General features: G+C 71.1%; 26 protein-coding genes. 13 read left to right on the top strand and 13 right to left on the bottom strand.

Annotation, left to right across the window (positions count from 1 at the left end):
* Window positions 1–10: 10 nt before the first annotated feature.
* Complete coding sequence (locus tag ABZV42_RS14485) at window positions 11–955, bottom strand: hypothetical protein (protein WP_355987907.1); 945 nt, start codon at window positions 953–955, stop codon at window positions 11–13.
* A gap of 79 nt (window positions 956–1,034) precedes the next feature.
* On the opposite strand from ABZV42_RS14485, the gene ABZV42_RS14480 reads away from it, so the two are divergent.
* Window positions 1,035–1,229, top strand: coding sequence for a DUF3046 domain-containing protein (locus ABZV42_RS14480; RefSeq protein WP_355987905.1), 195 nt, complete (start codon window positions 1,035–1,037; stop codon window positions 1,227–1,229).
* Window positions 1,230–1,300: 71 nt separating this feature from the next.
* Complete coding sequence (locus tag ABZV42_RS14475) at window positions 1,301–2,512, top strand: AI-2E family transporter (protein WP_355987903.1); 1,212 nt, start codon at window positions 1,301–1,303, stop codon at window positions 2,510–2,512.
* Window positions 2,513–2,540: 28 nt separating this feature from the next.
* Here ABZV42_RS14475 and ABZV42_RS14470 read toward each other — a convergent pair whose 3' ends face one another.
* Window positions 2,541–3,317: a hypothetical protein gene (locus ABZV42_RS14470; protein WP_355987901.1), complete on the bottom strand. Its 777-nt coding sequence runs from the start codon at window positions 3,315–3,317 to the stop codon at window positions 2,541–2,543.
* Between the two features lie 390 nt (window positions 3,318–3,707).
* Here ABZV42_RS14470 and recA point away from each other — a divergent pair, with 390 nt between their 5' ends.
* Window positions 3,708–4,829, top strand: coding sequence for a recombinase RecA (recA, locus tag ABZV42_RS14465; protein ID WP_355987899.1), 1,122 nt, complete (start codon window positions 3,708–3,710; stop codon window positions 4,827–4,829).
* Between the two features lie 3 nt (window positions 4,830–4,832).
* Complete coding sequence (gene recX, locus ABZV42_RS14460) at window positions 4,833–5,759, top strand: recombination regulator RecX (RefSeq protein WP_355987897.1); 927 nt, start codon at window positions 4,833–4,835, stop codon at window positions 5,757–5,759.
* A 343-nt stretch (window positions 5,760–6,102) separates the two neighbouring features.
* Here recX and ABZV42_RS14455 read toward each other — a convergent pair whose 3' ends face one another.
* From ABZV42_RS14455 to ABZV42_RS14420, 8 genes are all read right to left on the bottom strand, one after another.
* Entirely contained in the window at window positions 6,103–6,516 is a 414-nt protein-coding gene (locus ABZV42_RS14455; protein WP_356052086.1) for a rhodanese-like domain-containing protein, read from the bottom strand.
* Window positions 6,513–7,034, bottom strand: a complete 522-nt coding sequence (locus ABZV42_RS14450) for a cysteine dioxygenase (protein WP_355987940.1) — start codon at window positions 7,032–7,034, stop codon at window positions 6,513–6,515. The genes ABZV42_RS14455 and ABZV42_RS14450 overlap by 4 nt, the downstream gene beginning before the upstream one ends.
* A gap of 123 nt (window positions 7,035–7,157) precedes the next feature.
* Window positions 7,158–7,229, bottom strand: a complete 72-nt coding sequence (locus ABZV42_RS14445; protein WP_355987938.1) for a putative leader peptide — start codon at window positions 7,227–7,229, stop codon at window positions 7,158–7,160.
* 122 nt (window positions 7,230–7,351) lie between these two features.
* Window positions 7,352–9,100, bottom strand: a complete 1,749-nt coding sequence (locus ABZV42_RS14440) for an FAD-dependent monooxygenase (protein WP_355987893.1) — start codon at window positions 9,098–9,100, stop codon at window positions 7,352–7,354.
* A gap of 253 nt (window positions 9,101–9,353) precedes the next feature.
* Complete coding sequence (locus ABZV42_RS14435; RefSeq protein ID WP_355987891.1) at window positions 9,354–10,244, bottom strand: amino acid ABC transporter permease; 891 nt, start codon at window positions 10,242–10,244, stop codon at window positions 9,354–9,356.
* Window positions 10,241–10,909, bottom strand: coding sequence for an amino acid ABC transporter permease (locus tag ABZV42_RS14430; protein WP_355987889.1), 669 nt, complete (start codon window positions 10,907–10,909; stop codon window positions 10,241–10,243). Before ABZV42_RS14430 ends, ABZV42_RS14435 begins: the two co-directional genes overlap by 4 nt.
* A gap of 160 nt (window positions 10,910–11,069) precedes the next feature.
* Window positions 11,070–11,906 carry a glutamate ABC transporter substrate-binding protein gene (locus tag ABZV42_RS14425; protein ID WP_355987887.1) on the bottom strand — a complete coding sequence of 279 codons (837 nt, stop codon included), beginning with the start codon at window positions 11,904–11,906 and terminating at the stop codon, window positions 11,070–11,072.
* Window positions 11,907–12,010: 104 nt separating this feature from the next.
* Complete coding sequence (locus tag ABZV42_RS14420; protein ID WP_355987885.1) at window positions 12,011–12,787, bottom strand: amino acid ABC transporter ATP-binding protein; 777 nt, start codon at window positions 12,785–12,787, stop codon at window positions 12,011–12,013.
* Window positions 12,788–13,121: 334 nt separating this feature from the next.
* Between ABZV42_RS14420 and ABZV42_RS14415 the strand changes: the two genes are divergently transcribed.
* Window positions 13,122–13,808 (top strand): response regulator transcription factor, encoded by a 687-nt coding sequence (locus ABZV42_RS14415; RefSeq protein ID WP_355987883.1) that lies wholly within the window; start codon window positions 13,122–13,124, stop codon window positions 13,806–13,808.
* A 9-nt stretch (window positions 13,809–13,817) separates the two neighbouring features.
* A complete protein-coding gene (locus ABZV42_RS14410) occupies window positions 13,818–15,224 on the top strand; it encodes a HAMP domain-containing sensor histidine kinase (protein WP_355987881.1) in 1,407 nt (468 codons plus the stop codon).
* Window positions 15,225–15,258: 34 nt separating this feature from the next.
* Here the strand turns inward: ABZV42_RS14410 and ABZV42_RS14405 are convergent, their stop codons facing one another.
* On the bottom strand, window positions 15,259–16,257 hold the full coding sequence (locus ABZV42_RS14405; protein WP_355987879.1) for a TAXI family TRAP transporter solute-binding subunit: 999 nt from the start codon (window positions 16,255–16,257) through the stop codon (window positions 15,259–15,261).
* Between the two features lie 281 nt (window positions 16,258–16,538).
* Between ABZV42_RS14405 and ABZV42_RS14400 the strand changes: the two genes are divergently transcribed.
* From ABZV42_RS14400 to ABZV42_RS14385, 4 genes are all read left to right on the top strand, one after another.
* The gene (locus ABZV42_RS14400; RefSeq protein WP_355987877.1) at window positions 16,539–16,949 is read left to right on the top strand and encodes a MazG nucleotide pyrophosphohydrolase domain-containing protein; all 411 of its coding nucleotides are present in this window, start codon (window positions 16,539–16,541) and stop codon (window positions 16,947–16,949) included.
* A gap of 213 nt (window positions 16,950–17,162) precedes the next feature.
* Entirely contained in the window at window positions 17,163–18,041 is an 879-nt protein-coding gene (locus ABZV42_RS14395; protein WP_355987875.1) for an alpha/beta hydrolase, read from the top strand.
* A 148-nt stretch (window positions 18,042–18,189) separates the two neighbouring features.
* Window positions 18,190–19,716, top strand: coding sequence for a tRNA (N6-isopentenyl adenosine(37)-C2)-methylthiotransferase MiaB (gene miaB / locus ABZV42_RS14390; RefSeq protein ID WP_356052084.1), 1,527 nt, complete (start codon window positions 18,190–18,192; stop codon window positions 19,714–19,716).
* Window positions 19,717–19,983: 267 nt separating this feature from the next.
* Window positions 19,984–20,751 (top strand): class III extradiol dioxygenase subunit B-like domain-containing protein, encoded by a 768-nt coding sequence (locus ABZV42_RS14385; RefSeq protein ID WP_356052082.1) that lies wholly within the window; start codon window positions 19,984–19,986, stop codon window positions 20,749–20,751.
* 246 nt (window positions 20,752–20,997) lie between these two features.
* Here ABZV42_RS14385 and ABZV42_RS14380 read toward each other — a convergent pair whose 3' ends face one another.
* Both ABZV42_RS14380 and ABZV42_RS14375 read right to left on the bottom strand, forming a co-directional pair.
* Window positions 20,998–21,252, bottom strand: coding sequence for an antitoxin (locus ABZV42_RS14380; protein ID WP_355987869.1), 255 nt, complete (start codon window positions 21,250–21,252; stop codon window positions 20,998–21,000).
* A 24-nt stretch (window positions 21,253–21,276) separates the two neighbouring features.
* Entirely contained in the window at window positions 21,277–21,570 is a 294-nt protein-coding gene (locus ABZV42_RS14375; protein WP_355987867.1) for a hypothetical protein, read from the bottom strand.
* 182 nt (window positions 21,571–21,752) lie between these two features.
* On the opposite strand from ABZV42_RS14375, the gene miaA reads away from it, so the two are divergent.
* From miaA to dapF, 3 genes are all read left to right on the top strand, one after another.
* Window positions 21,753–22,691, top strand: a complete 939-nt coding sequence (gene miaA / locus ABZV42_RS14370) for a tRNA (adenosine(37)-N6)-dimethylallyltransferase MiaA (RefSeq protein ID WP_355987865.1) — start codon at window positions 21,753–21,755, stop codon at window positions 22,689–22,691.
* 107 nt (window positions 22,692–22,798) lie between these two features.
* Window positions 22,799–23,338, top strand: a complete 540-nt coding sequence (locus ABZV42_RS14365; RefSeq protein WP_355987936.1) for a hypothetical protein — start codon at window positions 22,799–22,801, stop codon at window positions 23,336–23,338.
* Window positions 23,339–23,486: 148 nt separating this feature from the next.
* Entirely contained in the window at window positions 23,487–24,356 is an 870-nt protein-coding gene (gene dapF, locus ABZV42_RS14360; RefSeq protein WP_355987863.1) for a diaminopimelate epimerase, read from the top strand.
* Window positions 24,357–24,594: the final 238 nt, after the last annotated feature.

Below are 24,594 nucleotides of genomic sequence, written 5' to 3'. Positions count from 1 at the left end.
ACCGGCGGTCTCAGTTGATGGCCCTCTTGTACGCCCGGAGCGTGCGCAGTGCCTCGACGGTCACGATGGGACGGCTCTCCAGAGCGGTGCCCGGTGCCCACTGACGCCAGCGGATCGGCCACCCGCCGTCCTCCTGCTGCTCGTCCGAGAGATGGTCCAGCGACCGGGCCATCTCCTCGTCGGTGAACCACGCGCGCGCCAGCGAGTCCGGCGTCCGCGCGAAGTCGTGCGGGAAGTGGTGCTCACCGGGCGCGTAACCGGGCGGGACGGGGTAGGCCTCCAGCCGCCCGGGGTCCAGCGCGGCGAGCCGCTGCTCACGGACGAGCCGGCCCAGCCGGTCGGCGCACGCCTCCGCGCGCGGGCGGTCGGCCGCGGAGTCCAGGAACGCGACGGCGGCCTCGATCTCGTACGGGTGGGACTTCTCCAGGGACTCCACCGCCTGCCAGCAGAAGTCGGTGGCCCGGAACAGCCAGGCGTTCCACACCTCGTTGCGGTGCAACAGGCCCACGATCGGTCCGGTGGCGAGGAGTTCGCTCGGCGGATCGTCGACGACCGGCACGAACGGGGCCGCCGGATAGCCGCGCTGGCTGGGATGGACGGCGGGCAGCGCGCCGTCCGCGGTCGACACGGAGGTCAGATAGCGGCACACCCGTTCCACGCGCTGTCCGCCGCAGCGCCCGATCGAGTCGAGCACGCGCAGGGCGTGTCCCGTGTGCAGCGGCTGGCTGACAGGGCCGCGCAGATCGGGTTCGAGCGCGTGACCGTACCCTTCGTCGTCGTTGCGGTAGGCGGCCAGCGCCGTCTCGACCGCGTCGGCGCCGCCGCCGAGGAAGTGGTAGGCGAAGCGGCGCTGTTCCAGCACGCGCGCGGTGAGCCAGACGAAGTGCTCGGCACGTGCGAGAGGGGAGGGCGCGAGGGGCGGCTGGGGGAGTGGAGATGCTCCGGTTTCGGCCATGCGTCAGACCGTAGGGCGGAAAGCGGTCTCGGCACGCGGTCCCGGCTCGGGCCCACTCTCAGGGCGGGATACTGGAGTCATGCGGTTGACGGTCTTCTGGCAGCGGATGGGTGATCACTTCGGCGCGGGTTACGCCGAGACGTTCGCGCGCGATCATGTGATGACGGAACTCGGCGGGCGCACCGTCATCGAGGCGCTGGACGCGGGCTGGGAGGCAAAGGACGTGTGGCGCGTGGTGTGCGCGACCATGAACGTTCCGTTCGAAAACCACTGAAGGGGACCGAGGACCGGGAAAGACCAGGGGGACCTGGATCCCGTGTCGGTGGCGTGGGCCAGACTTGGCGGGTGGCCCCGACAGACGAGAACACGCAGGTCGATCAGCAGTCGTCACCGTTCGGCACGACGCCGCCCGGTCCGTCCGGCGCCGACGCCGTCGCACCAGGCACGCGCATGCCGCGCTGGCTGCCGCGTGCCATGGTGCTCGCCCTCACGCTCATAGCCTTGTTCCAGCTGGGCAGTTGGGCGTTCCATCAGCTCACCGGCCTCCTGATCAACATCCTGATCTCGTTCTTCCTCGCGCTCGCGATAGAACCCGCGGTCAGCTGGATGGCCTCACGTGGCATGCGCAGGGGGCTGGCCGCCTTCCTCGTCTTCCTGGGGTCGTTGATCATGATCGCCGGGTTCGTCACCCTGCTCGGCTCGATGCTCGCGGGCCAGATCATCAAGATGATCGAGGGTTTCCCCGACTACCTCGACTCGGTCATCAGCTGGATCAACACGCACTTCCACTCCGACCTCAGACGGGTCGACATCCAGGAAGGCCTGCTGCACTCCGACTGGCTGCGGAAGTACGTGCAGAACAGCGCCACCGGCGTCCTGGACGTGTCCGGGCAGGTGCTCGGCGGTCTCTTCCAGCTGCTGACGGTCGCGCTGTTCTCGTTCTACTTCGCCGCCGACGGACCCCGGCTGCGGCGCGCTCTGTGCTCGGTGCTGCCGCCGGCCCGGCAGGCGGAGGTGCTGCGCGCCTGGGAGATAGCCGTCGACAAGACCGGCGGCTATCTGTACTCGCGCGGCCTGATGGCACTGATCTCGGGCGTGGCCCACTACATCCTGCTGGAGGCCCTGGGCGTGCCGTACGCGCCCGTGCTCGGGGTGTGGGTCGGTCTGGTCTCGCAGTTCATCCCGACCATCGGCACCTACCTCGCGGGCGCCCTGCCCATGCTGATCGCGTTCACGATCGACCCCTGGTACGCACTGTGGGTGCTCGTCTTCGTGGTGGTCTACCAGCAGTTCGAGAACTATGTGCTCCAGCCCAAGCTGACCTCCAGGACGGTGGACATCCATCCCGCGGTCGCCTTCGGGTCCGTGATCGCCGGCACCGCCCTCCTCGGGGCCGTCGGCGCGCTGATCGCCATCCCCGCCGTCGCCACCCTCCAGGCGTTCCTGGGTGCCTATGTGAAGCGCTACGACGTCACGGACGACCCGCGGGTGCAAGGACACCGCACCCGCAGCTCGGAAGGCTTGGTCGCCCGCGTGCGGCGGCAGCTCGGCCGGTGACGTCACCAGGGCGCTCGGCCGGTGACGTTCACCAGGTGAGGGCGGCCTGGACACCGGCGGCGACGACGGCCGCCGCGTAGAGGCCGACCGCCACCCGCACGACCCGCTCCCCGCTCCCGCTCCAGCCGGTGCGGGAGAGCAGCCAGGCCAGCGCGGGCAGCACCAGCACGGCGTGCAGGCTCACCGCGTGCAGCGGCTTGAGCGGAGCCGTCGAGTGGTACGCGGCCTGCTGGTGGCCGGTCCTGGTGAGGACGACCCCGCGGGCGATCATCACGGCGCCGGAGGCCAGCGCGACGAGCAGGATCGCGAACCCCGAGCGCACGGCCAGGGGCATGCCGGCGGGGCCCGCGGGCCTGCGGCGGAACGACGCGACCGCGAACGCGGTCAGTACCACGACCAGGACGCCGCCGCCCACCGCGAGCATCATGGACACCGCCGTGTCGAAGCCCGTCTCCATGTCGAGATGCGAGGGGACCCGGCGCCATGCCTGGAGGGTGATCCCGCCGACCTCCACCACGCAGTCCGCGGCGAACACGAGGAGCAGCGCGGTGCGCGTCCGCGCCTCCATCCGCACGTACGTGGTGACCCAGGTGATCGCGATCAGGGTCAGTCCGAAGGACAGCCCGAAGGTCACGGGCTTGCGCCAGGAGACGGGACCGTCCCACGGGCCGCCGTCGACGGCGAAGACCAGCAGATGCAGGAGGCCGGAGAGCACGAGCAGGGCGCCCGTCGCACAGCACAGCCGCTCGGCAGGCCGGAGTGAAGGCTTCCGCTGTGTCGGGGGACGGGTCCTCGTCGTCGGCATGGCCACAGCCTGCCGGGCGGGCCCTGCGGTGTCGTCGTACGGCCGGAGGCGCCGGCCGTACACCCCGGGGAGTAGCCCGGGTCCGGGGCGGATACCGGGTTCCGCGAGATGGTCCGGTGCGGGTGCCCGGGCCGGATCGGCCGGATTCCCGGGTCGCTGTCGGAGCGCGAACGTAGTCTCGGAAGTGCCGGGTGTTGCGCTTGACACGGAAATCGAACATCCATTCTCATGGAGGTTCCGGCGGAGCTTTCGACGGGTGATTAGGCATGGTTTCGGCAGAGATGTGCCCGAGTTATCCACAGGCCGGGCGGGCGTCGGGGCGCATTGTCAGTGGCAGGCGTTAGCGTCTTTGACGTGAAGCGATCGACTCAAGCAAACCGGGTGGAACCCATGGCAGGAACCGACCGCGAGAAGGCGCTCGACGCCGCGCTCGCGCAGATTGAACGGCAGTTCGGCAAGGGCGCCGTGATGCGCCTGGGCGAGCGGCCGAATGAGCCCATCGAGGTCATCCCCACCGGGTCGACCGCGCTCGACGTCGCCCTCGGCGTCGGCGGCCTGCCGCGTGGCCGCGTGGTGGAGGTGTACGGCCCGGAGTCCTCCGGTAAGACGACCCTGACCCTGCACGCGGTGGCGAACGCGCAGAAGGCCGGCGGCCAGGTGGCGTTCATCGACGCCGAGCACGCACTCGACCCCGAGTACGCGAAGAAGCTCGGCGTCGACATCGACAACCTGATCCTGTCGCAGCCGGACAACGGCGAGCAGGCCCTGGAGATCGTGGACATGCTGGTCCGCTCCGGCGCGCTCGACCTCATCGTCATCGACTCCGTCGCCGCCCTGGTGCCGCGCGCGGAGATCGAGGGAGAGATGGGCGACTCGCACGTGGGTCTCCAGGCCCGTCTGATGAGCCAGGCGCTCCGCAAGATCACCGGCGCGCTCAGCCAGTCCCAGACCACCGCGATCTTCATCAACCAGCTCCGCGAGAAGATCGGCGTGATGTTCGGCTCCCCGGAGACCACGACGGGTGGCCGGGCGCTGAAGTTCTACGCCTCGGTGCGACTCGACATCCGCCGCATCGAGACGCTGAAGGACGGCACGGACGCGGTCGGCAACCGCACGCGCGTCAAGGTCGTCAAGAACAAGGTCGCGCCGCCCTTCAAGCAGGCCGAGTTCGACATCCTCTACGGCCAGGGCATCAGCCGTGAGGGCGGCCTGATCGACATGGGCGTGGAGAACGGCTTCGTCCGCAAGGCCGGCGCCTGGTACACGTACGAGGGCGACCAGCTCGGCCAGGGCAAGGAGAACGCGCGCAACTTCCTGAAGGACAACCCCGACCTCGCCAACGAGATCGAGAAGAAGATCAAGGAGAAGCTGGGCGTCGGTGTGAAGCCCGAGCAGCCCGCCGGCGAGCCGGGCGTGGACGCCGCGGTCTCGGCCACCCCGGACGACGCCGCGAAGGTGCCCGCTCCGGCTGCCAAGACCACCAAGTCCAGGGCCGCGGCGGCCAAGAGCTAGTCCATGACACGACGAACCGACTGGGCCGAGTACGCCCGTCCCCTCACCTCCGAGGGGCAGGGGTATGGCGGGGGAGACGGCGGCCCGGCCGGAGACGATGACAGGCCCTACGACGGTGCCGGGGGGTACGGCGGTGAGCCGTACGGCACCGACGGCGGGCTTTATCGAGCCGACGGTTTCCACGGAGCGGGTCCGGACGACGGCTGTCCGGACGGCGATGGTCCGACGGGCGGTGACGCACGGCACGGTGACGGCCTGCCGCGCGGTCACGGTTCGCCGGACGCGGTCTCCCGGCGCGGTGGACGCGCCGAGGGCGGACCGCGTGGTGGAAGGGGTCGTCGACGGCGCGGCGGTTTCGGCGAGCCGTCCGGCGACCCGCGGAACGGAGACACCCCCTCCTCGTCGAGGGCCGAGAAGGGGGAGTCCCCCGGGGACCCGGCTGAGCGGGCGCGAGCGATCTGTCTGCGCCTGCTCACCGGGACCCCGCGCACGCGGAAGCAACTGGCGGACGCGTTGCGCAAGCGCGAGATCCCGGACGACGTGGCGGACGGGGTGCTGTCGCGGTTCGAGGAGGTCGGGCTGATCAACGACAGCGCCTTCGCGGACGCCTGGGTCGAGTCCCGGCACCATGGCCGGGGACTGGCCCGGCGGGCGCTCGTCCAGGAACTGCGCACCAAGGGCGTGGAATCGACGCTGATCGACGAGGCCGTCGGACAGCTCGACTCCGAGCAGGAGGAGACGACCGCGCGTGAACTGGTCGCGCGCAAGCTGCGCTCCACCCGCGGACTCGACCGCGACAAGCGGCTGAGACGCCTCGTCGGCATGCTCGCCCGCAAGGGCTACTCCCAGGGCATGGCCGTGCGCGTGGTCCGCCAGGCGCTGGAGGAAGAGGGCGAGGACACGGAAGGCCTCGGGGACGAGGGATTCTGATCCCACGGGCGCCCGTATGCGTAACCTCACGGGCTTGCGTACGGGGCAGCCGGGCTGTCCGGGCACGAGCCGGCTGGCCGGACCGGGTACGGGGCAGCCTGTCCTGGCGTGAGCCGACCGGACCGGATACGAGGGCAGCCAGACCAGGCGCGAGCCGGCCCGATCGGGTACGAGCCGGCCCGACCGGACAAGAGGCAGCCAGACCGGGTGCGGGGCAGCTTGTCCGGGCACGGGCCAGCCGGACCGAGTACGGGGGGCAGCCCGACGACCGGACAAGATCGATGCCGTTTCGACCGGCCGGCCTTGTGTACACGGGCGGCCTGACCTCGCGTGAAGCGGGTGGTCAGCTCTCCGGGTCGGCGGCTGTCACCGGAAGTCCGGCGCTCTTCCACGCCTGGAAGCCGCCGATCAGATCGGTGGCCCTGTGCAGTCCCAGCCGGCGCAGGGACTCGGCGGCGAGGCTGGAGGCGTATCCCTCGTTGCAGAACAGCACGAACCGCAGGTCATGGCTGGTGGCCTCCGGGGCGCGATGACTGCCCGTGGGGTCGAGCCGCCACTCCAGTTCGTTGCGCTCGACGACGAGAGCACCGGGGATCAGGCCGTCCCGTTCCCGCAGGGCGGCGTACCGGGTGTCGACCAGCAGCGCTTCGCCACGTTCTACGGTCGCGAAGGCATCCTCCGCCTCCACGCGGTCCAGGCCCGCGCGGACCTGCTCCAGCAGGACGTCGATGCCGACGGGCTTCCGGGGGTCGCTCACTGCCAGTCCTCCGGACGCTCGACGTGCTCCAGACGCAGGATCTGGCCCGTACGGCTGTACCGGCGGATCTGCGGGAGCGGCGGGTAGTAGGCGTGGACGGAGATCGCGTGCTGCTCGGTGGACTCGTTGAGCACCTCGTGCACGTGATGGCGCCCGAAGCCGCGGCCGGTGCCCGCGGGCAGCCTCCGCGTGCGGTCGATCTCCTCGGTGAGTTCCAGGGTCTTCCAGCCGTCGGCGGGCAGCCGGGCGGCGAGAGAGTTCTCCTTGAGCTCGCCCGACGCGGTGAGGAAGGCGCCCACCGATTCGGCGTGGTCGTGCCAGCCGGTCCCGGTGCCGGGCGGCCAGCCGATGAGCCAGGCCTCGCTGCCGCCGGGGCCTTCGAGCCGCACCCAGGTACGGCCCTCGGGGTCCAGGGGAAGCGAGGCGATCAGCTCGGTATCGGCTGCCGTGCGGCGTACGAAGGCCAGCAGACCGGCCTGCGTGGGAGTGCGGGGTGCGCCGGAGACGGCGGAGGGCACGGAGGCGGCGGCGGGGGTATGCGTGGATACAGGGGGTGGCACAGACACTCGGACCGTCCTGAGAGTTCGCGAGAGGAGCGCGCGATGGCACGGCGGCGGCGCGCGGAAGGTGAGGATGCGAAGTCAGAGGGACGGACGACACACGCAGCCCGCATAGCGGACGAGGTCCATATGGACCCTCCGCCACAGGCGCACACAGGTGTCGGTCACGATCCGGAGTAGACCATGGTGGCGCAGGCCGGTCAACTCACCGTCACTATATGGACCATGGAAGCCCGGGGAGCCGGGAGATCCCGGGCAGGACGGTCACAGGGCGTTCAGCTCCGGCCCGCGGTCGCCTCCGCGGCGCTCTGGGCGTCCGCCTTCGCGGGTCCGCCGAGGGCCGCCTCGGCCGCCTCGTACAGGTCGGCCGGCCGGACCCCGCCGAGCGCGGTGACCAGGTGCCCGTCGGGGCGGACCAGCAGCACGGTGTGCGCCGCCGCACCCGGGTAACTCTCCGCGACGAGCAGTTCGGCGGGGTGCGGCAGCGCGGTCACGGAGGCGGCGAGCCGCGGCATGATGCCGGCCGTCACCCAGTGCTTGCGCGCCCACACTCCCGTACCCGGGGCGATCAGGACGACGAGCAGGACCCCGCGCCCGAGCCGCTCCCGCAGCGGTACGAACGAGCCGTCCTCCGCGGTCACCCGTACGTCGACCACCGGTGCGCCGGGCTCGGTGTCGACGGGGGCGTGCGATTCGGCTGGCGGGGGCATGAGCGGGGAGCCGGTGTACGCCCCCGGCGCGCCCAGCGGGCCGCGGCCCAGGTGGCCGTCCGTGAGCAGCGCGTCGTGGCCGCGTGCGGATCCGGGGACGTAGGCGCGCAGGCCGCCGCCGCTCCGCAGCAGCGGCAGCGCCTGGTCGGCGGCGCGCAGCCGGGCGGCGACCACCGCGCGCCGCTCCGCCTGGTAGCTGTCGAGGAGCGCGGTGCGCGGGCCGTGATGCCAGCCGAGTGCCAGTTTCCAGGCGAGGTTGTCGGCGTCCCGCAGTCCTTCGTCCAGGCCCTGGGTGCCGAGGGCGCCCAGCAGATGGGCCGCGTCCCCGGCGAGGAAGACCCGGCCGACACGCCAGCGGCGGGCCAGCCGGTGGTGGACGGCGTGGACTCCGGTGTCGAGCAGCTCGTACGCGGGTGTGGCGCCGCCGCTCCAGCCCCCGAGGGTCTCCCGGATGCGTGCCACCAGCAGGTCGGGCGTGACGAGGTCCTTGCCCGGGGGCAGCAGCCAGTCCAGCCGCCAGACGTCCTCGGCGAGCGGACGGGCGCTCACCTCGCCGGCTGAGGGGCCGGAGGTGCGCCAGGGTGTCATCCGGTGCAGCAACGCTTCGCCGGGCCAGGGGAGTTCCGTGCGCAGGGCCGCCACGGCGTGCCGTTCGACGGCGGTGCGCCCGGGGAAGCGGATGTCCAGGAGCTTGCGCACCGTCGACCGGGGTCCGTCGCAGCCGGCCAGGTAACTTCCGCGCCACCAGGTGCCGTTGGGGCCCCGGGTGTGCGCCGTGACGCCGGAGCCGTCCTGTTCGACGGAGTCGAGGCGGCTGTGCACGGCGACCTTGACGAGCCGCTCGTGGATGATGGCCTCGCGCAGGGCGCCGGTCAGCGCGTGCTGGGCGATGTGCAGCGGGGCGTCGAACTCCTCGCCGTCCGTGGCGCCTTCCGCCTCCCGGGAAGCGCCGGTGCCGCGTGGGGCGACGGTCCCCCGAGGACCCTCGCCCCACGCGGCACCGGCGCCCGGAGGATCGGAGGCGTCCTTCGTGCCCCCGGATGCCTCCCCGCCGAACGCGATCTCGCGCATCACCTGCTTGCGCCGCATCGACCGCCATCCGGCCCAACGGAAGCCGGCGTCGTCGAGAGGCAGACCTGTCAGCCGCTCGACCAGCGCGACCGTGTCCTCGCGCAGCACCACGGTCCGCGCGAGCCTCAGTTCGTCCTTGCCAGGTCCCTCGTCGAGGACGACGGAGGGTACTTCCTGGCGAGCCAGCGCAAGGGCCAGCGTGAGCCCCACGGGCCCCGCTCCGACGATGATCACCGGGTCCACGGCGCGGTGCCCCCTGCACGGAGCTGTGTCCTGAGGGACGTACGGGAACAGGCAGGTGGAGCAGGGTGCACGATCACAGAACGTATGCAACCCATTGCCGCTGCTTGCGTCAAGTGACGAGGTCCGTGGCGATCACGTCACTGACCCCTTCGGTCACATGGATCGACCGATGTTCGGACGATCCGTCAGAATCGGGCGGTGCGGGGGACCCCGATCGATGCGCGGAGTCCCTCGGCCGAATCGATGACCGCCCCTAGATTCCTCCGCCGGCACCGGTCGAGGCCGTACCTTCGATGGCGGCGTCGTTCGGCGAGAGCACCGCGCCGGTCGTCTTCTTGCCACGGCGCAGCCTCCCCTCGAGCCAGGAGGCGAAGCTGGTGATCGAGAAGTTCAGCACGATGAAGACGACGGCGACCACGATGAAGCTCGGGACGACGTTGGCGTAGTTGGCCGCCAGGGTGCTGCGGGCGGTGAGGAGTTCGGCGTATCCGATCATCACACCGCCCAGTGCGGTGTCCTTCACGATGACGACGAGCTGGCTGACGATCGCCGGGAGCATCACGGTGACCGACTGCGGCAGCAGGATGCTGGTCATCGTCTGCCCCTTGCGCAGCCCGATCGCGTACGCGGCCTCCGTCTGTCCCTTGGGCAGCGCGAGGATGCCGGCCCGTACGACCTCGGCGAGGACCGAGGCGTTGTAGAGAACCAGGCCGGTGACGACCGCGTAGAACGGACGGTCCTCGCTCACGATGTTCGCGGACTTGGCGTAGAGCTCGTTCGCGAACAGCATGAGCAGCAGGACCGGGATCGAGCGGAAGAACTCGACCACGGTGCCCGCCGGAACGCGTACCCAGCGGTGGTCGGACATGCGCGCGATGCCGAAGACGGCGCCCAGCGGGAGGGCGATCACCATGCTGAGCGCGGCGGCCTTCAACGTGCCGAGAAGGCCCGGCCACAGATAGGTGCTCCAGGCGTTCGCCGTCGTGAACGGCTCCCACAGGGACCATTTCAGCTGGCCCTTGTCGTCCATCGCCAGCCATATCCACCACAGCAGCAGCGCGAGCAGGATGACGAAGAACACCGAGAGGACCACGTTGCGGCGCTTGGCGCGGGGGCCGGGAGCGTCGTAGAGGACGGAGGTCATCGCTTCACCGCCAGTCGCTTGCCCAGCCAGCCGAAGAAGAGGCCGGTGGGGAGGGTCAGGACCACGAACCCGAAGGCGAAGACCGCGGCGATGAGGACCGTCTGGGCCTCGTTCTCGATCATCGTCTTCATCAGGGCGGCGGCCTCGGCCACGCCGATCGCGGCGGCCACGGTCGTGTTCTTGGTCAGCGCGATCAGCACGTTCGCCAGCGGGACGACGACGGCACGGTACGCCTGCGGCAGCACGACGAGCCGGAGCGTCTGGCCGAAGCTCAGCCCGATCGCGCGGGCCGCCTCGGCCTGCCCGACCGGAACGGTGTTGATGCCGGAGCGCAGCGCCTCGCAGACGAAGGCCGCGTGATAGCCGATCAGGCTGAGCACCGCGAGCCGGAAGGCCTGGAGCTTGAAGTCGTCGGAGGCGCCCATCGTCACACCGAAGATGTCCGCGAGGCCGAGCGAACTGAAGACGATGATGACCGTCAGGGGGATGTTCCGGACGATGTTCACGTAGGCGGTGCCGAATCCGCGCATGAGCGGGACCGGGCTGACCCGCATCGCGGCCAGCAGGGTGCCCAGGACCAGGGAGCCGAGGGCGGAGAAGACGGTGAGCTTCACCGTCATCCAGAACGCCCCTAGGACGTCATAACCTTGAAGAAAGTCGAACACGATCTCCCGCGCTTCCGGGTGGTGGTGTACGTGGCGGACGGGGTGGGCGCGGCTTGCCGCCGCCGTGATCGCGGCGGGCGGCGGCACACCTGCGCAACCCCGTGTGAACCGCGGATTCCCGCGTTGCCCGAGGGCCCTGCGTTGTCCGGTGACCCGCGGACTACTTGACGATCGCGCCGATCTTCGGTGCCGGCTCGTTCTTGTAGCTCGCCGGGCCGAAGTTCTTCTCGACCGCCTTCTGCCAGGAGCCGTCGCTGACCATCTTCTCCAGCGCGGTGTTGATCTTCTTCTCCAGCGCGGCGTCGCCCTTCTTGACGCCGATGCCGTAGTTCTCGTTGCTCAGCTTGAGGCCGGCGAGCTTGAACTGGCCCTTGTACTTGTCCTGCGCGGCGAAGCCCGCGAGGATCGAGTCGTCGGTGGTCACCGCGTCCACGGCGCCGCTCTGGAGGGCGGCGATGCACTCCGAATAGCCGCTGTACTCCTTCAGGTTGGCCTTCGGGGCGATGGTGTCGTGGACGTTCTGCGCCGAGGTCGAGCCCGTCACGGAGCAGAGCTTCTTGCCGTTGAGGTCCGTGCCCTTGGTGATCTTCGAGTCGGTCTTCACGAGGAGGTCCTGGTGGGCCAGCAGGTACGGGCCGGCGAAGTCGACCTTCTGCTTGCGCTCGTCGGTGATCGAGTAGGTGGCCGCGATGAACTTCACGTCACCGCGGGCCAGCGCGTTCTCGCGGTCGGCGCTCTTGGTCTGGATGAACTGGATCTGCTTGGGCTTGTATCCGAGCTGCCCCGCCACATAGGTCGCGACGTCCACGTCGAAACCGGCGAAGGAACCGTCCGGCTGCTGTAGGCCGAGACCGGGCTGGTCGAACTTGATGCCGACCTTGATCTTGCCGCCGCCCGAGGACCCGCTGTCGTTCTTGTCGCTCGAACCGCACGCGGTGGCGGCCGAGGCGAGGGCGAGTACGGCGGCCGAAGCGGCAGCTGCCTTGCGGAGCTTCATGATGAACATCCTTCGGGTAAGGGTGAAGTGCGGGCCGTCGACTGGCAGGTGACGTGCGGGTCCGCCGCGCGCGAGGACGTCAGTGATCCCCGCGCGCGGGGACGTCAGTGGTGCAGGATCTTCGACAGGAAGTCCTTGGCGCGGTCGCTGCGCGGGTTGCTGAAGAACTGGTCCGGCACGGCCTCTTCGACGATGCGGCCGTCGGCCATGAACACGACTCGGTTGGCGGCCGAACGGGCGAAGCCCATCTCATGCGTGACGACGATCATGGTCATGCCGTCCCGGGCGAGCTGCTGCATGACCTCGAGGACCTCGTTGATCATCTCGGGGTCGAGCGCCGAGGTCGGCTCGTCGAAGAGCATCACCTTGGGGTCCATCGCCAACGCCCGCGCGATGGCGACACGTTGCTGCTGACCGCCCGACAACTGCGCCGGGTACTTGTCGGCCTGCGTGCCCACGCCGACGCGGTCGAGCAGGGCACGGGCCTTCTCCTCCGCCGCCTGCTTGCCGGTCTTGCGGACCTTGATCTGCCCCAGCATCACGTTCTCGAGCACGGTCTTGTGCGCGAAGAGGTTGAAGGACTGGAAGACCATGCCCACGTCGGCCCGGAGGCGGGCGAGCCCCTTGCCCTCCTGGGGCAGCGGCTTGCCGTCGATCGAGATGTCACCCGAATCGATCGTCTCCAGGCGGTTGATCGTGCGGCACAGGGTGGACTTCCCGGACCCGGAGGGCCCGATGACCACGACGACCTCGCCACGGGTGATCGTCAGATCGATGTCCTGGAGCACGTGCAACGCGCCGAAGTGCTTGTTGACGCCTCTCAGGACGACCAGTTCGTCGGTCCCGGCCATGGCGTCGTTGACCGCCGATACCTCGGTCATCGCTTTTGGGCTCCGTCCTCCTCGGTTTCGGTGGACAGTAGTAACCCCTCACGACCAGCGTCATTACATCTGAGGGGAACTTGAGCATCACGATCCGGTAGCAATCGGACACGTGTCGTAGCGACCCCCCCGGAAGCGCGTACCGGCTGGGTAACGGAAGCCCCGGGCAACCCGAAGTCCCTTGACGCCGTCCTTGTCCATCGGCGTGACTTCCTTGGTGCACGCGCGCGATGCACCGTGTTCTTGAAACGGGGACCGTTCGACCGATGAGACCCGAGACCCGAGACCGTACGACCGACGAAAAGGCACGACCGATGAACCGGAGGGGGCCGGAATGAGACTGCTCCTCGTCGAGGACGACAACCACGTCGCCGCCGCCCTGTCCGCGGTGCTGGCACGGCACGGCTTCGAGGTCACGCATGCCCGCAGCGGCGAGGAGGCCCTTCAGGCACTCGTCCCGGAGAGCGACGGCTTCGGCGTCGTCCTGCTCGACCTCGGCCTGCCCGACCAGGACGGCTACGAGGTCTGCGGCAAGATCCGCAAGCGGACCGCCACACCGGTGATCATGGTCACCGCGCGCGCGGACGTCCGCTCCCGCATCCACGGCCTCAACCTCGGCGCCGACGACTACGTGGTGAAGCCGTACGACACCGGGGAACTGCTCGCCCGGATCCACGCCGTCAGCAGGCGCAGCGCCCACGACGACGCGTCGGCATCCGGCGAGGGCCTGGTGCTCCTCGGATCCGTACGCATCGAACTCCCCAACCGCCAGGTCACCGTGGATGGTTCGACGGTCCAGCTGACCCGCAAGGAGTTCGACCTGCTCGCGCTGCTGGCCCAGCGCCCCGGGGTGGTGTTCCGCCGCGAGCAGATCATCAGCGAGGTGTGGCGCACCAGCTGGGAAGGCACCGGCCGCACGCTGGAGGTGCACGTGGCATCGCTGCGCTCCAAACTGCGCATGCCGGCGCTGATCGAGACCGTACGCGGCGTCGGGTACCGGCTCGTCGCCCCGGCTTCGTAGCGGGCACGGGTGCGTACCCGCCTGCTCCCGCTGCTCATCGTCCTGATGGCGGCCGTGCTGCTCGCGCTCGGCGTCCCGCTCGCGGTGAGCGTCGCGGCGGCGCAGCAGCAGCGCGTGGTCGTCGACCGCATCGACGACACCGCGCGCTTCGCCGCGCTCGCCCAGTACGTCACCGACTCCCCGAGCCGGTCCCGGGCGGGCTTCCCGGACGAGCGCGGCGAGACCCTGCGCACGGAACTCACCCGCTACTACGAGGTGTACGGCATCCGGGCCGGCGTCTTCTACCGCGACGACGAGCCGATGGCCAACGCGCCGGAGAGCTGGCTCCTGCCCAAGGCGGGCGCCGCCCGCGAGGCCTTCAACGAGGCGCTCGTCAGCCGTCGCAGCCATGACCCCGAACAGGTCTGGCCCTGGCAGCACCGCCGTCTCGTCGTCGCCTCCCCGGTCATCAGGGACGGTGACGTCATCGGCGTCGTCGTCACCGACTCGCCCACCGGCCAGATGCGGTCCAAGACCCTGCACGGCTTGCTGGTCATCGGCGCCGGCGAGATCGCCGCGATGCTGCTCGCGCTCGGTGCCGCGCTGCGCCTGACCGGCTGGGTGCTCAGGCCCGTACGGGTTCTCGACGCCACCACCCACGACATCGCGACCGGCCGCCTCAAGTCCCGGGTCGCTCCCGCCGGCGGACCGCCCGAACTCCAGCGTCTGGCGCGGTCGTTCAACGAGATGGCGGACAACGTCGAGAGCGTGCTGGAGCAGCAGCGTGCCTTCGTCGCCGACGCCTCGCACCAACTGCGCAACCCGCTCTCGGCGTTGCTGCTGCGGATCGAACTGCTCGCCCTCGAACTCCCGGAGGGCAACGAGGAGATCGCGTCCGTCCGCACCGAGGGCAAGCGCCTCACCCAGGTTCTCGACGACCTGCTCGACCTGGCCCTCGCCGAGCACGCCGAGGCCGATGTGCGCCTGACCGACATCGGCGCGCTGACCGCGGAGCGGGTGGCGTCCTGGCAGCCGGTCGCCGACATGAGGGGCGTACACCTGGTGGGGAACTGCCCGGCCACGACCGCGTGGGCCGACCCCATCACGTTGTCCAGCGCGCTGGACGCGGTGATCGACAACGCGGTCAAGTTCACGCCCGAGGGGGAGAGCGTCGAGGTGACGGTCGCCTCGAACGGCGAGTCCTCGACCGTCGTGGTCACCGACGGCGGCCCCGGCCTCGGTGACGAGGACCTGGCCCGCATAGGCGACCGCTTCTGGCGCAGCACCGCCCACCAGAACGTCAAGGGCTCGGGCCTCGGCCTCTCCATCTCCCGGGCCCTGCTCGCCGCGGGCGGCGGCTCCATCGCGTACGACCACCACGAACCGCACGGTCTGCGGGTGACGGTGACGGTGCCCAGGTCGGAGCAGGCGACCTGAGAGAGCCCGCGGAACGTCCGCGCGGGGGCGGCCGCTACGGCTTGATCGACCGGTAGTAGCGCCGCGCGCCCTCGTGCAGGGGCAGCGGGTCCGTGTAGATCGCCGTGCGCAGGTCGACCAGCTGGGCCGCGTGCACCACGGCGCCGATGCGGTCCCGGCTCGCGATCACCGTGCGGGTGAGCTGCTCGGTGAGGTTCGCGTCGGCGTCCTCCCGGGTGATCAGGAAGTTGGCCACGGCGAGGGTCGGCACTGCGGAGCCTCGCTGCGCCTCGGGGTAGGCGTCGGCGGGCATCACGGCGGACCGGTAGTAGCGGGAGGCGCCGCCCTGCTCGTGCAGCTTCTCGACGAGGTCGTTGCCGATCGGCACCAGCCGGATGTCGTAGGCCTTGGAGAGCTTCTGGACGGCGTTCGTCGGCAGACCGCCCGACCAGAAGAAGGCGTCGATCTTGTGCTGTTCGAGCAGGCCCGGCATGGTCGCGATGCCTTCGGCGAGGGGCTTGACGTCCTTGGCGGGGTCCAGCCCCGCCGCCTCGAGCACATGGTTCGCGATCAGCCTCACCCCGGAACCGCTCGGTCCGACTGCGACCCTACGGCCCTTCAGGTCCTCCACGGACCGTATGGGCGAGGAGCGCGGGACCACCAGGTGCACATAGTCGTCGTAGAGCCGCGAGCAGCCGCGCAGCCGCTTCGCCCCCGGCTTGTTCTGGAGGACGTACGTCTCCACCGCGTCGGCCGCGGCGATGGTGAAGTCGGCCTTGCCCGTGGCCACCCGGCTGATGTTCTCCTGCGATCCGTCGCTGTTCAGCAGCTGCACGTTCAGGTTCGGCATGTCCTTGGCTATGGCGCCCTGAAGGAGCTTGCCGTACATCTGGTAGACCCCGGTCGGGGTGCCCGTGCTGAACGTGATCGTCCCGCTCGGGGACTCCTCGCCCAGCGGCAGCAGCCACCACAGCAGCAGCCCGACGACCGCGAGGACGGCCGTCGAGCCGAACAGCGCGCTTCGCCGGCCGATACGGGGGAGTGCCTGGAACATGCGCGCGATCCTGCCAGCCCGGGCCCGGTCCTGGCCAGGGCCGGGCCCGTGAGGGGGCCCCGGCGGATCGGTAGGCTCGCCGGATGCAGCCGTCCTCGCCGCAGCAGGTCCCGCCGCCCGGCTCCCCGGCACCTCACGCCTCTTCGGGTCCTCCCGGCGCCCCGGCGTCCCGAGTTCCTTCGGTGCCTGGCGGCGCCCCGGTGCCTTGCGTGGCTTCCGACATTTCCGGGTCCTCGGCGATCTCCGTGTCTTCCGTCTCTCCGGACTCTCCCGTTCCCCCGGTGGCCTCCCCGGCCTCCCCGGCGGCCCTGGTCCGTGCGTTCCATCTCGCCTTCGGTCTCGAGGCCCGCGGCACCCCGGCCGAGGTCTCCCCGAAGCTCGCCGCACACCGCGGCGAACTGCTGGCCGAGGAGGCCGCCGAGGTCGCCGAGGTCTCGGTCGGCGGTCCGCTCGACCGGCTGGCCCACGAGCTCGCCGACGTCGTGTACGTGGCGTACGGCACGGCCCTCGTCCACGGCATCGACCTCGACGCGGTGATCGCCGAGATCCACCGGGCCAACATGACGAAGCTCGGCCCGGACGGGCACGTCGCCCGCAGGGCCGACGGCAAGGTGCTCAAGGGCGAGCACTACCGGGCACCGGACGTGTCGCAGGTGCTGCGGCGCCAGGGGTGGAACGCTCCGGACGCGTAGGAGCCGGGTACGCCCCGCCGGGCCGGACGCAGAGAGCCTGGCTGCGCTCCGCCGGGCCGGACGCGTAGGACCTGTTTACGCCCCGCCGGAGGAGGCCACGTAGGACCTGGGTATGCCCCGCCGGACCGGACACGTAGGACCTGGGTATGCCCGGTGGAGGAGGCCGCACGTCCGCCGCCACCCCGGGGTACCCAGCGACGACCAGGAGAGCGTATGAACGAGCCGGCCGAACTCGATCTCCCCGTCGAGGGCGGAGCCCTCCGTGTCCTCAGATTCGGCACGGGACCGCGGACCGCCCTCGCGGCGCACGGCATCACCGGATCCGGGATGTCCTTTCGCGCCGTGGCCCGTCGGCTCCCCGACGAGTGGAGCCTGTTCGCGCCCGACCTGCGCGGACGCGGCGGAAGCGCGGACACCCCCGGCCCGTACGGCCTCGACCGGCACGCCATGGACCTGTGCCGGCTGGCCCAGGACCTGGGCGGCGGCCGGCCGGTCGCCCTGACCGGCCACTCGATGGGCGCGTACATCGCGCTGACCGCCGCCGCCCTCCGGCCCGCGCTGTTCGACCGGCTGCTGCTCGTCGACGGCGGCCTGCCGCTGTCCGTCCCGCCGGGCGCGGACCCCGACGCCGTTCTGGACGCCACGCTCGGACCGGCGCTTGCCCGCCTCGGCAGGACGTACGGGAGCGACGCGGACTACGTCGCCTTCTTCCGCGCGCATCCTGCGCTCGGACCGCACTGGAACGCGGACATCGAGGCGTACGTGCGCTACGACGTCACAGGATCCCTGGGTGCCAGGCGTTCGAAGGTCCGTGAGGAGGCCGTGCGCCACGACGGGCGTGATCTGCTGACGTCGGCCGGCCTGTTCGCCGCCCGGCTCACGGGACTGCGCGTCCCCGCCCTGCTGCTGAACGCGCCGCTCGGACTGCTCGGCCAGGAGCCGCCCATGCTGCCTGCGTCCGTCGTCGAACGCTGGACCGACGGTCCTGCGGACCTTTCCGCCGAGCTGATCGACGGTTCCAACCACTACACGATCCTGCTCGGAGCCGCCGCGGGGACCGTCGCGGATCGGTTCGTCGCGCTGGGCGGATGACCGGCCGCGGACCCGACGGGGTGCCGGAGGCCGGTCACCGGCGCGTGGTCGCCCGGACCGCACGCCGGGTGCCGGGAGCCGCACGTCCTGTGACGGGCTGCGGGGCTCGGCGTCCGGACGCGCTCCCGGCACCGCCTACCCTTGTCCCATGAGCAGCGGCGACCGGAGTCAGGCAGTGGACGTTCAGGAATCCAAGACGTACGAAGTGCGCACCTACGGGTGCCAGATGAACGTCCATGACTCCGAACGGCTCTCCGGGCTCCTGGAGGACGCCGGTTACGTGCGGGCGCCCGAGGGCGCGGACGGGGACGCGGACGTCGTCGTCTTCAACACCTGCGCCGTACGCGAGAACGCCGACAACAAGCTCTACGGCAACCTCGGCCGCCTCGCCCCGATGAAGACGAAGCGCCCGGGCATGCAGATCGCCGTCGGCGGCTGTCTCGCCCAGAAGGACCGCGACACCATCGTGAAGCGGGCCCCGTGGGTGGACGTCGTCTTCGGCACGCACAACATCGGCAAGCTGCCGGTCCTCCTGGAGCGCGCCCGCGTCCAGGAAGAGGCGCAGATCGAGATCGCCGAGTCCCTGGAGGCCTTCCCCTCCACGCTGCCGACCCGCCGCGAGAGCGCGTACGCGGCCTGGGTGTCGATCTCCGTCGGCTGCAACAACACCTGCACCTTCTGCATCGTTCCGGCGCTGCGCGGCAAGGAGAAGGACCGCCGGACCGGCGACATCCTGGCCGAGATCGAGGCACTGGTGGGCGAGGGCGTCTCCGAGATCACCCTCCTCGGCCAGAACGTCAACGCGTACGGCAGCGACATCGGCGACCGCGAGGCCTTCAGCAAGCTGCTGCGGGCCTGCGGGAAGATCGAGGGCCTGGAGCGCGTGCGCTTCACCTCGCCGCACCCGCGCGACTTCACCGACGACGTGATCGCCGCCATGGCCGAGACGCCGAACGTGATGCCGCAGCTGCACATGCCGATGCAGTCCGGATCGGACACCGTCCTGAAGGCCATGCGCCGCTCGTACCGCCAGGACCGCTTCCTCGGGATCATCGAGAAGGTCCGGGACGCCATCCCGCACGCGGCGATCACCACCGACATCATCGTGGGCTTCCCCGGCGAGACGGAGGAGGACTTCGAGCAGACCCTCCACGCGGTCCGCGAGGCCCGCTTCTCCGCCGCCTTCACGTTCCAGTACTCCAAGCGTCCCGGTACCCCGGCGGCCACCATGGAGGGGCAGATCCCCAAGGAGGTCGTCCAGGCGCGCTACGAGCGTCTCGTCGCCCTCCAGGAGGAGATCTCCTGGGACGAGAACAAGAAGCAGGTCGGCCGGGTCCTCGAGCTGATGGTCGCCGAGGGCGAGGGACGCAAGGACGGCGCCACCCACCGCCTGTCGGGCCGCGCCGCCGACAACCGGCTGGTCCACTTCACCAAGCCCGGCGAAGAGGTCCGCCCCGGTGACGTGGTCACCGTCGAGATCACCTACGCGGCCCCGCACCACCTGCTCGCCGAGGGCGCCGTCCTGGACGTGCGCCGCACGCGCGCGGGAGACGCCTGGGAGAAGCGCAACGCGGCCGAGGCCGCCAAGCCGACGGGCGTCATGCTGGGCCTGCCGAAGATCGGCGCCCCTGAGCCGCTGCCGGTCGCCGTGGGCAGCGGCTGCGGCTGCGACTGACCCGGGGCCTGCCCGGAGGACACATCGGCTTCACCGAGCAGGGCAGCACCGAGGCCGGGGGACCCTGGCCGGGCTGAGCCGGGACGAGAGCATGGGTGCGCCCGCACGGGCGCACCGGTGGGCCCACGCCGACGCGCCGGACCGCGCCGGACGGGCGGGACGGGCGGGACCGCGGCGGACAGCCTGGACCGCGCCTGGACCGCGGCGGACGGGCGGAACCGCGGCGGCCAGGGTGGATCGGCGTCGTACGGGGTTACGCTGCGGATCATGCTTGTAGCCGCCGCAGTCTGCCCCTGCCCTCCGCTGCTCGTCCCCGAGGTCGCCGCGGGCGCGGCCCCCGAGCTGGACGCCGCGCGTGCCGCGTGCATGGACGCCCTCGGGGTGCTCGCCGCCTCCCGTCCCGACCTGCTGGTGGTCGTCGGCCCGGCCGGGGAGAGCGGTCGCGGACCCCATCCGGAGGGCACCCGGGGCTCCTTCAGCGGTTTCGGGGTCGACCTCGACGTCTGGCTCGGCTGCCCGGACGCGGACGGCGTGACCTCCGACCGAGATGGCGCGGAAGGCGCGGACGGCATGAGCCCCGCGTCCCCCGGACGTGAACTGCCGTCCTCCCTCGCCGTCGCCGCCTGGCTGCTGGAGCGCACCGGCTGGTCCGACGCCCCGGTGGAGGGGCTCGGGGTCGGCGAAGGTCTGGAGGCCGAGCGGTGCGTCCTGGCCGGTGAGCAGCTGGGCGGGCGGGCCGCGCGGGTGGCCCTGCTCGTGATGGGTGACGCCGGCGCGTGCAGGACCCTCAAGGCCCCGGGCTATCTCGACGAGCGCGCGGCGGACTTCGACGCGGAGGTCGCCCGGGCGCTCGGGGCGGCCGACGTCGCGGCCCTCAAGGCGCTCGACGCGTCACTGGCGTACGAGCTGAAGGCGGCGGGGCGCGCCCCCTGGCAGGTCCTCGCGGGCGCGGCCGAGGGCGCGGGGCTCGGCGGCGCCCTGCTCTACGACGACGCTCCCTACGGGGTGGGATACCTCGTGGCGGCCTGGTCGTAGGAACCGGCGGCCGACGACGGCTTTCTACGGGCGTCTGTTCCGCGTGGAGGGCCGGGCACGCCCCTGAGGTTCGGGGACGGCTGTGCGCGCCCTCGACGCGGCGGGCGGCCGGAAGCAGCCTGGGCTCTTCGCGGCCGTCCGCCGACGCGCGGGTCGTTCAGGACCGATGCGCGGGTCGTTTCGGGACCGACGCGCGGGCCACTCAGGATCGGCGCGTGGGTTGTTCGGAACCGACGCGCGGGTCGTTCAGGACGCCCGGGGCGGGGTCGGCGTGTCCGTGTCCGTGCCGTCGTCCTTGTGCGCGAGGCGGTCCACGGCGTCCTTGGCCTTGCCCGTGCCCGTGTGGATCTTGTCGCTGTACTTGTGCTTGGTCTTGTCGTCGACCACCTTCGCGGCCTTGTCGAGACCGTGAGCGACCTTGTGCCCGTGCTGCTGCGCGAGCCCGGAGACCTTGTCCTTGGCGGGCTCCAGCTTGGCTTTCAGATTGTCCATCAGACCCATGGTTCGCCTTCCCTCGCGGGACAGTTACGTGGGGGAGCCCTTGCCGGCCTCGGCGTCGGCGGCCTGTTCGGCCGTCTGCTGCCTGGGGATGCCGACGTCCTCCGAAGAGGTGCCGGTGGTCTCGGCGGCGGTCCCGGTGGTCTCGGCGGAGCCCGCCGTCTCCTCGCACTCGGGCGAACCCTCGTCCTCGGACGGACCTTCGGCCTCCACCGCCACCCTCGCCTCGGTGACGGCCGGCTCCGCGTCGGTCCCCACCTCCGCGGCCGGCGCCTCCTCGGTGGCCTTCGACCTCCGGAGAAGCCGTTCAAAAACGCCCATATCAGCTCCATACGTTACTCGTGAGGGCGAAATTCCGCGTTGCCCGGTGCGGCCCATTGCGTCACCCGGGTCCCCGGTTCTCGTGACCGGCGGCCGGAGCCCCGCAAGAGGGAACGAACCCGGAACCGTCGCGTCACGCGGCTCGTTGCGGGAGAGGTCCCGGGGTTTGCGAGACTGGGACCGTGAGCAGCACACCCCCCGCACCCCGGGTCATCGCCGTTGTCGGACCGACCGCGGCAGGAAAGTCCGATCTGGGCGTTTTCCTAGCCAGGCGTCTTGGCGGCGAGGTCGTCAACGCCGACTCGATGCAGCTCTACCGCGGGATGGACATCGGCACCGCCAAGCTGACGCCCGAAGAGCGCGGCGGCGTCCCGCACCACCTCCTGGACATCTGGGACGTGACGGTCACCGCCAGTGTCGCCGAGTACCAGCGGCTCGCCCGCGCCCGGATCGACGCGCTGCTGGCCGAGGGCCGCTGGCCGATCCTGGTGGGCGGCTCCGGACTGTACGTGCGCGGGGCCGTCGACAAGATGGAGTTCCCCGGCACCGACCCCGCCGTGCGCGCCCGCCTGGAGGAGGAGCTCGCCCTGCGCGGCTCGGGAGCCCTGCACGCGCGGCTCGCCATGAACGACCCCGGGGCGGCCCGGGCGATCCTGCCCAGCAACGGCCGCCGCATCGTCCGCGCCCTCGAGGTCATCGAGATCACCGGCAAGCCCTTCACCGCCAATCTGCCCGGCCACGACTCCGTCTACGACACCCTTCAGATCGGTGTCGACGTGGCCCGCCCCGAGCTCGACGAGCGCATCGCGCGCCGGGTGGACCGGATGTGGGAGGCCGGGCTCGTGGACGAGGTCCGCACACTGGAGGCGCAAGGACTGCGCGCCGGGCGCACGGCCTCCCGCGCACTCGGATACCAGCAGGTGCTCACGGCGCTCGCCGGAGAGTGCACCGAGGACGAGGCCCGCGCCGAGACCGTTCGCGCCACCAAGCGCTTCGCGCGCCGTCAGGATTCATGGTTCCGGCGCGACCCCAGGGTGCATTGGCTCAGTGGGGCTGCGGCGGATCTCACAGAACTCCCGGAACTCGCACTGGCGTTGGTCGAACGACCGGTCACAGCCTGATCACGTCATGGCATCGGGACGCTCCGGCCGTCATCCGGGCCTCCTGCGCCGTGCCATCATCGAGCTTCGATCGACCAGTGAAGTCCGAGTTGGGAGGGCGCGTGGCGATGGAGGCCGGCCCTCGCGACACTGCACGCGGCACCGAGTACGGTGCCGATCGGGACGGAGTTCGTCTGAGCATCGATCCGGACGCAGACCACGGCGTCGAGCCGGAGCTGGGCGGAGCGCGGCTGAGCTCCGACGGCCCCGAGGACACCCTCGGCGGGGTGATCGCCGACGGCCCCGGCCCCGGCGAGATGTCCCCGGAGCCGGAGGTCGAGGTCGAGCTGCGCCCGCAGCGTCTGCTGCGCATCTGGCAGCTCGCGCCCATCGTGGCGCTGGCCGCCACGGGCTCCCTGATGTTCGCGTTCCCGCTCGCCTTCGAGTTCGGCGACGGTGGTGCCGTGGTCGCCATGCTCGGGCTGCTGATCTGCCTGTGCGCCGCCGGCTGGGGCTTGATGGCCGCCCGTCGCGTCGGCTACGCGCTGCCCGGCCTCCCGCCGCGCGGCTCCGGCCGGCGCGCCGACTGGCGGGTGGTGCTCGCGTACGTCGTGATCGTCGCCTCGGTGGCCGTGCTCGCCGTCGGACGCGTGGCCAGGCTGCGCTGAGCCGTCCGCCCGCTCCACCGGGACGCGGGCCCTCGGAGATGTCGCCGGGTGTGTCGCCGCCGGACGTGTCCGGTGCCGGCGTGAGTGCCGGGCCGGGTGCCGTCACCGCACGGGCCGGACTGTCGTACCGACCCCGTACGATCGAGGAATGAGCACGCGGATCGCCTTCCTCAAGGGCCACGGGACCGAGAACGACTTCGTGATCATCCCGGACCCGGAGAACGCCATCGACCTGTCTCCCGCCGCCGTCGCCGCCCTGTGCGACCGCCGCGCGGGCATCGGCGGCGACGGTCTGCTGCACGTCGTGCGGTCCGCCGAGCACCCCGAGGCCAAGGAGATGGCGGCCGAGGCGGAGTGGTTCATGGACTACCGCAACGGCGACGGTTCGGTCGCCGAGATGTGCGGCAACGGAGTGCGTGTGTTCGCCCACTACCTCCACCGCGCCGGACATGTGGCCGAAGGTGACACCGTGGTCGCCACGCGCGGCGGGGTGAAGCCCGTGCACATCGCCAAGGACGGAGACGTCACCGTCGGCATGGGCAAGGCGCTCCTGCCCGGGGGAGAGGTCACGGTCAGCGTCGGCGAGCGCAGCTGGCCCGCGCGCAACGTGAACATGGGCAACCCGCACGCCGTCGCCTTCGTGGACGATCTCGCTCACGCCGGCGACCTGTTCGCGCCGCCGCCCTTCGCCCCGGCGTCGGCCTATCCGGACGGGGTCAACGTCGAGTTCGTCGTCGACCGGGGCCCTGGCCATGTCGCCCTGCGGGTCCACGAGCGAGGCTCGGGCGAGACCCGCTCCTGCGGCACGGGCGCCTGCGCCGTGGCCGTCGCCGCCGCCCGCCGCGACAACGCCGACCCCGCCGTGACGGGTACCCCGGCGACGTACACCGTCGACGTGCCCGGCGGACGCCTCGTCATCACCGAGCGTCCGGACGGCGAGATCGAGATGACGGGCCCGGCGGTGATCGTCGCCGAGGGCGAGATCGACGCGGAGTGGCTGGGCGGCGCACTGCGCTGAGCCGCGCGTCGACGGTTCACCGAACCGGACCGGACCGAACCGAAGCGCCCGGCTCGTAGTGGCGGGAGACGTCACCCCGGCCGGAGGGGTCATACCGGCGCGAGGTGTCACATCGGCCGGTCGTCGTTCCGCCCGGACGTCGTTCCGCCCCTGCGTTGTCCCGGCCGCAGGACGGACGTCGTACGTCCTTGCCGCCCATTCCAGAAAATCGAAACCGTAAACCCCAAAACCTTCGCTC

The organism is Streptomyces sp. NPDC005281 (assembly GCF_040607495.1).
Lineage (GTDB): Bacteria > Actinomycetota > Actinomycetes > Streptomycetales > Streptomycetaceae > Streptomyces.
The sequence above is the reverse complement of the archived record's forward strand: the minus strand, read 5'-3'. Positions and strand labels throughout refer to the sequence as shown.

Bases quoted from the DNA above. Each gene is read 5' to 3' on its own strand.
- ABZV42_RS14485 (WP_355987907.1), bottom strand. From the start codon at position 955: ATGGCCGAAACCGGAGCATCTCCACTCCCCCAGCCGCCCCTCGCGCCC.
- ABZV42_RS14480 (WP_355987905.1), top strand. From the start codon at position 1,035: ATGCGGTTGACGGTCTTCTGGCAGCGGATGGGTGATCACTTCGGCGCG.
- ABZV42_RS14470 (WP_355987901.1), bottom strand. From the start codon at position 3,317: ATGCCGACGACGAGGACCCGTCCCCCGACACAGCGGAAGCCTTCACTC.
- recA (WP_355987899.1), top strand. From the start codon at position 3,708: ATGGCAGGAACCGACCGCGAGAAGGCGCTCGACGCCGCGCTCGCGCAG.
- recX (WP_355987897.1), top strand. From the start codon at position 4,833: ATGACACGACGAACCGACTGGGCCGAGTACGCCCGTCCCCTCACCTCC.
- ABZV42_RS14435 (WP_355987891.1), bottom strand. From the start codon at position 10,244: ATGACCTCCGTCCTCTACGACGCTCCCGGCCCCCGCGCCAAGCGCCGC.
- ABZV42_RS14425 (WP_355987887.1), bottom strand. From the start codon at position 11,906: ATGAAGCTCCGCAAGGCAGCTGCCGCTTCGGCCGCCGTACTCGCCCTC.
- ABZV42_RS14420 (WP_355987885.1), bottom strand. From the start codon at position 12,787: ATGACCGAGGTATCGGCGGTCAACGACGCCATGGCCGGGACCGACGAA.
- ABZV42_RS14415 (WP_355987883.1), top strand. From the start codon at position 13,122: ATGAGACTGCTCCTCGTCGAGGACGACAACCACGTCGCCGCCGCCCTG.
- ABZV42_RS14405 (WP_355987879.1), bottom strand. From the start codon at position 16,257: ATGTTCCAGGCACTCCCCCGTATCGGCCGGCGAAGCGCGCTGTTCGGC.
- ABZV42_RS14395 (WP_355987875.1), top strand. From the start codon at position 17,163: ATGAACGAGCCGGCCGAACTCGATCTCCCCGTCGAGGGCGGAGCCCTC.
- miaB (WP_356052084.1), top strand. From the start codon at position 18,190: ATGAGCAGCGGCGACCGGAGTCAGGCAGTGGACGTTCAGGAATCCAAG.
- ABZV42_RS14385 (WP_356052082.1), top strand. From the start codon at position 19,984: ATGCTTGTAGCCGCCGCAGTCTGCCCCTGCCCTCCGCTGCTCGTCCCC.
- ABZV42_RS14380 (WP_355987869.1), bottom strand. From the start codon at position 21,252: ATGGGTCTGATGGACAATCTGAAAGCCAAGCTGGAGCCCGCCAAGGAC.
- ABZV42_RS14375 (WP_355987867.1), bottom strand. From the start codon at position 21,570: ATGGGCGTTTTTGAACGGCTTCTCCGGAGGTCGAAGGCCACCGAGGAG.
- ABZV42_RS14365 (WP_355987936.1), top strand. From the start codon at position 22,799: ATGGAGGCCGGCCCTCGCGACACTGCACGCGGCACCGAGTACGGTGCC.
- dapF (WP_355987863.1), top strand. From the start codon at position 23,487: ATGAGCACGCGGATCGCCTTCCTCAAGGGCCACGGGACCGAGAACGAC.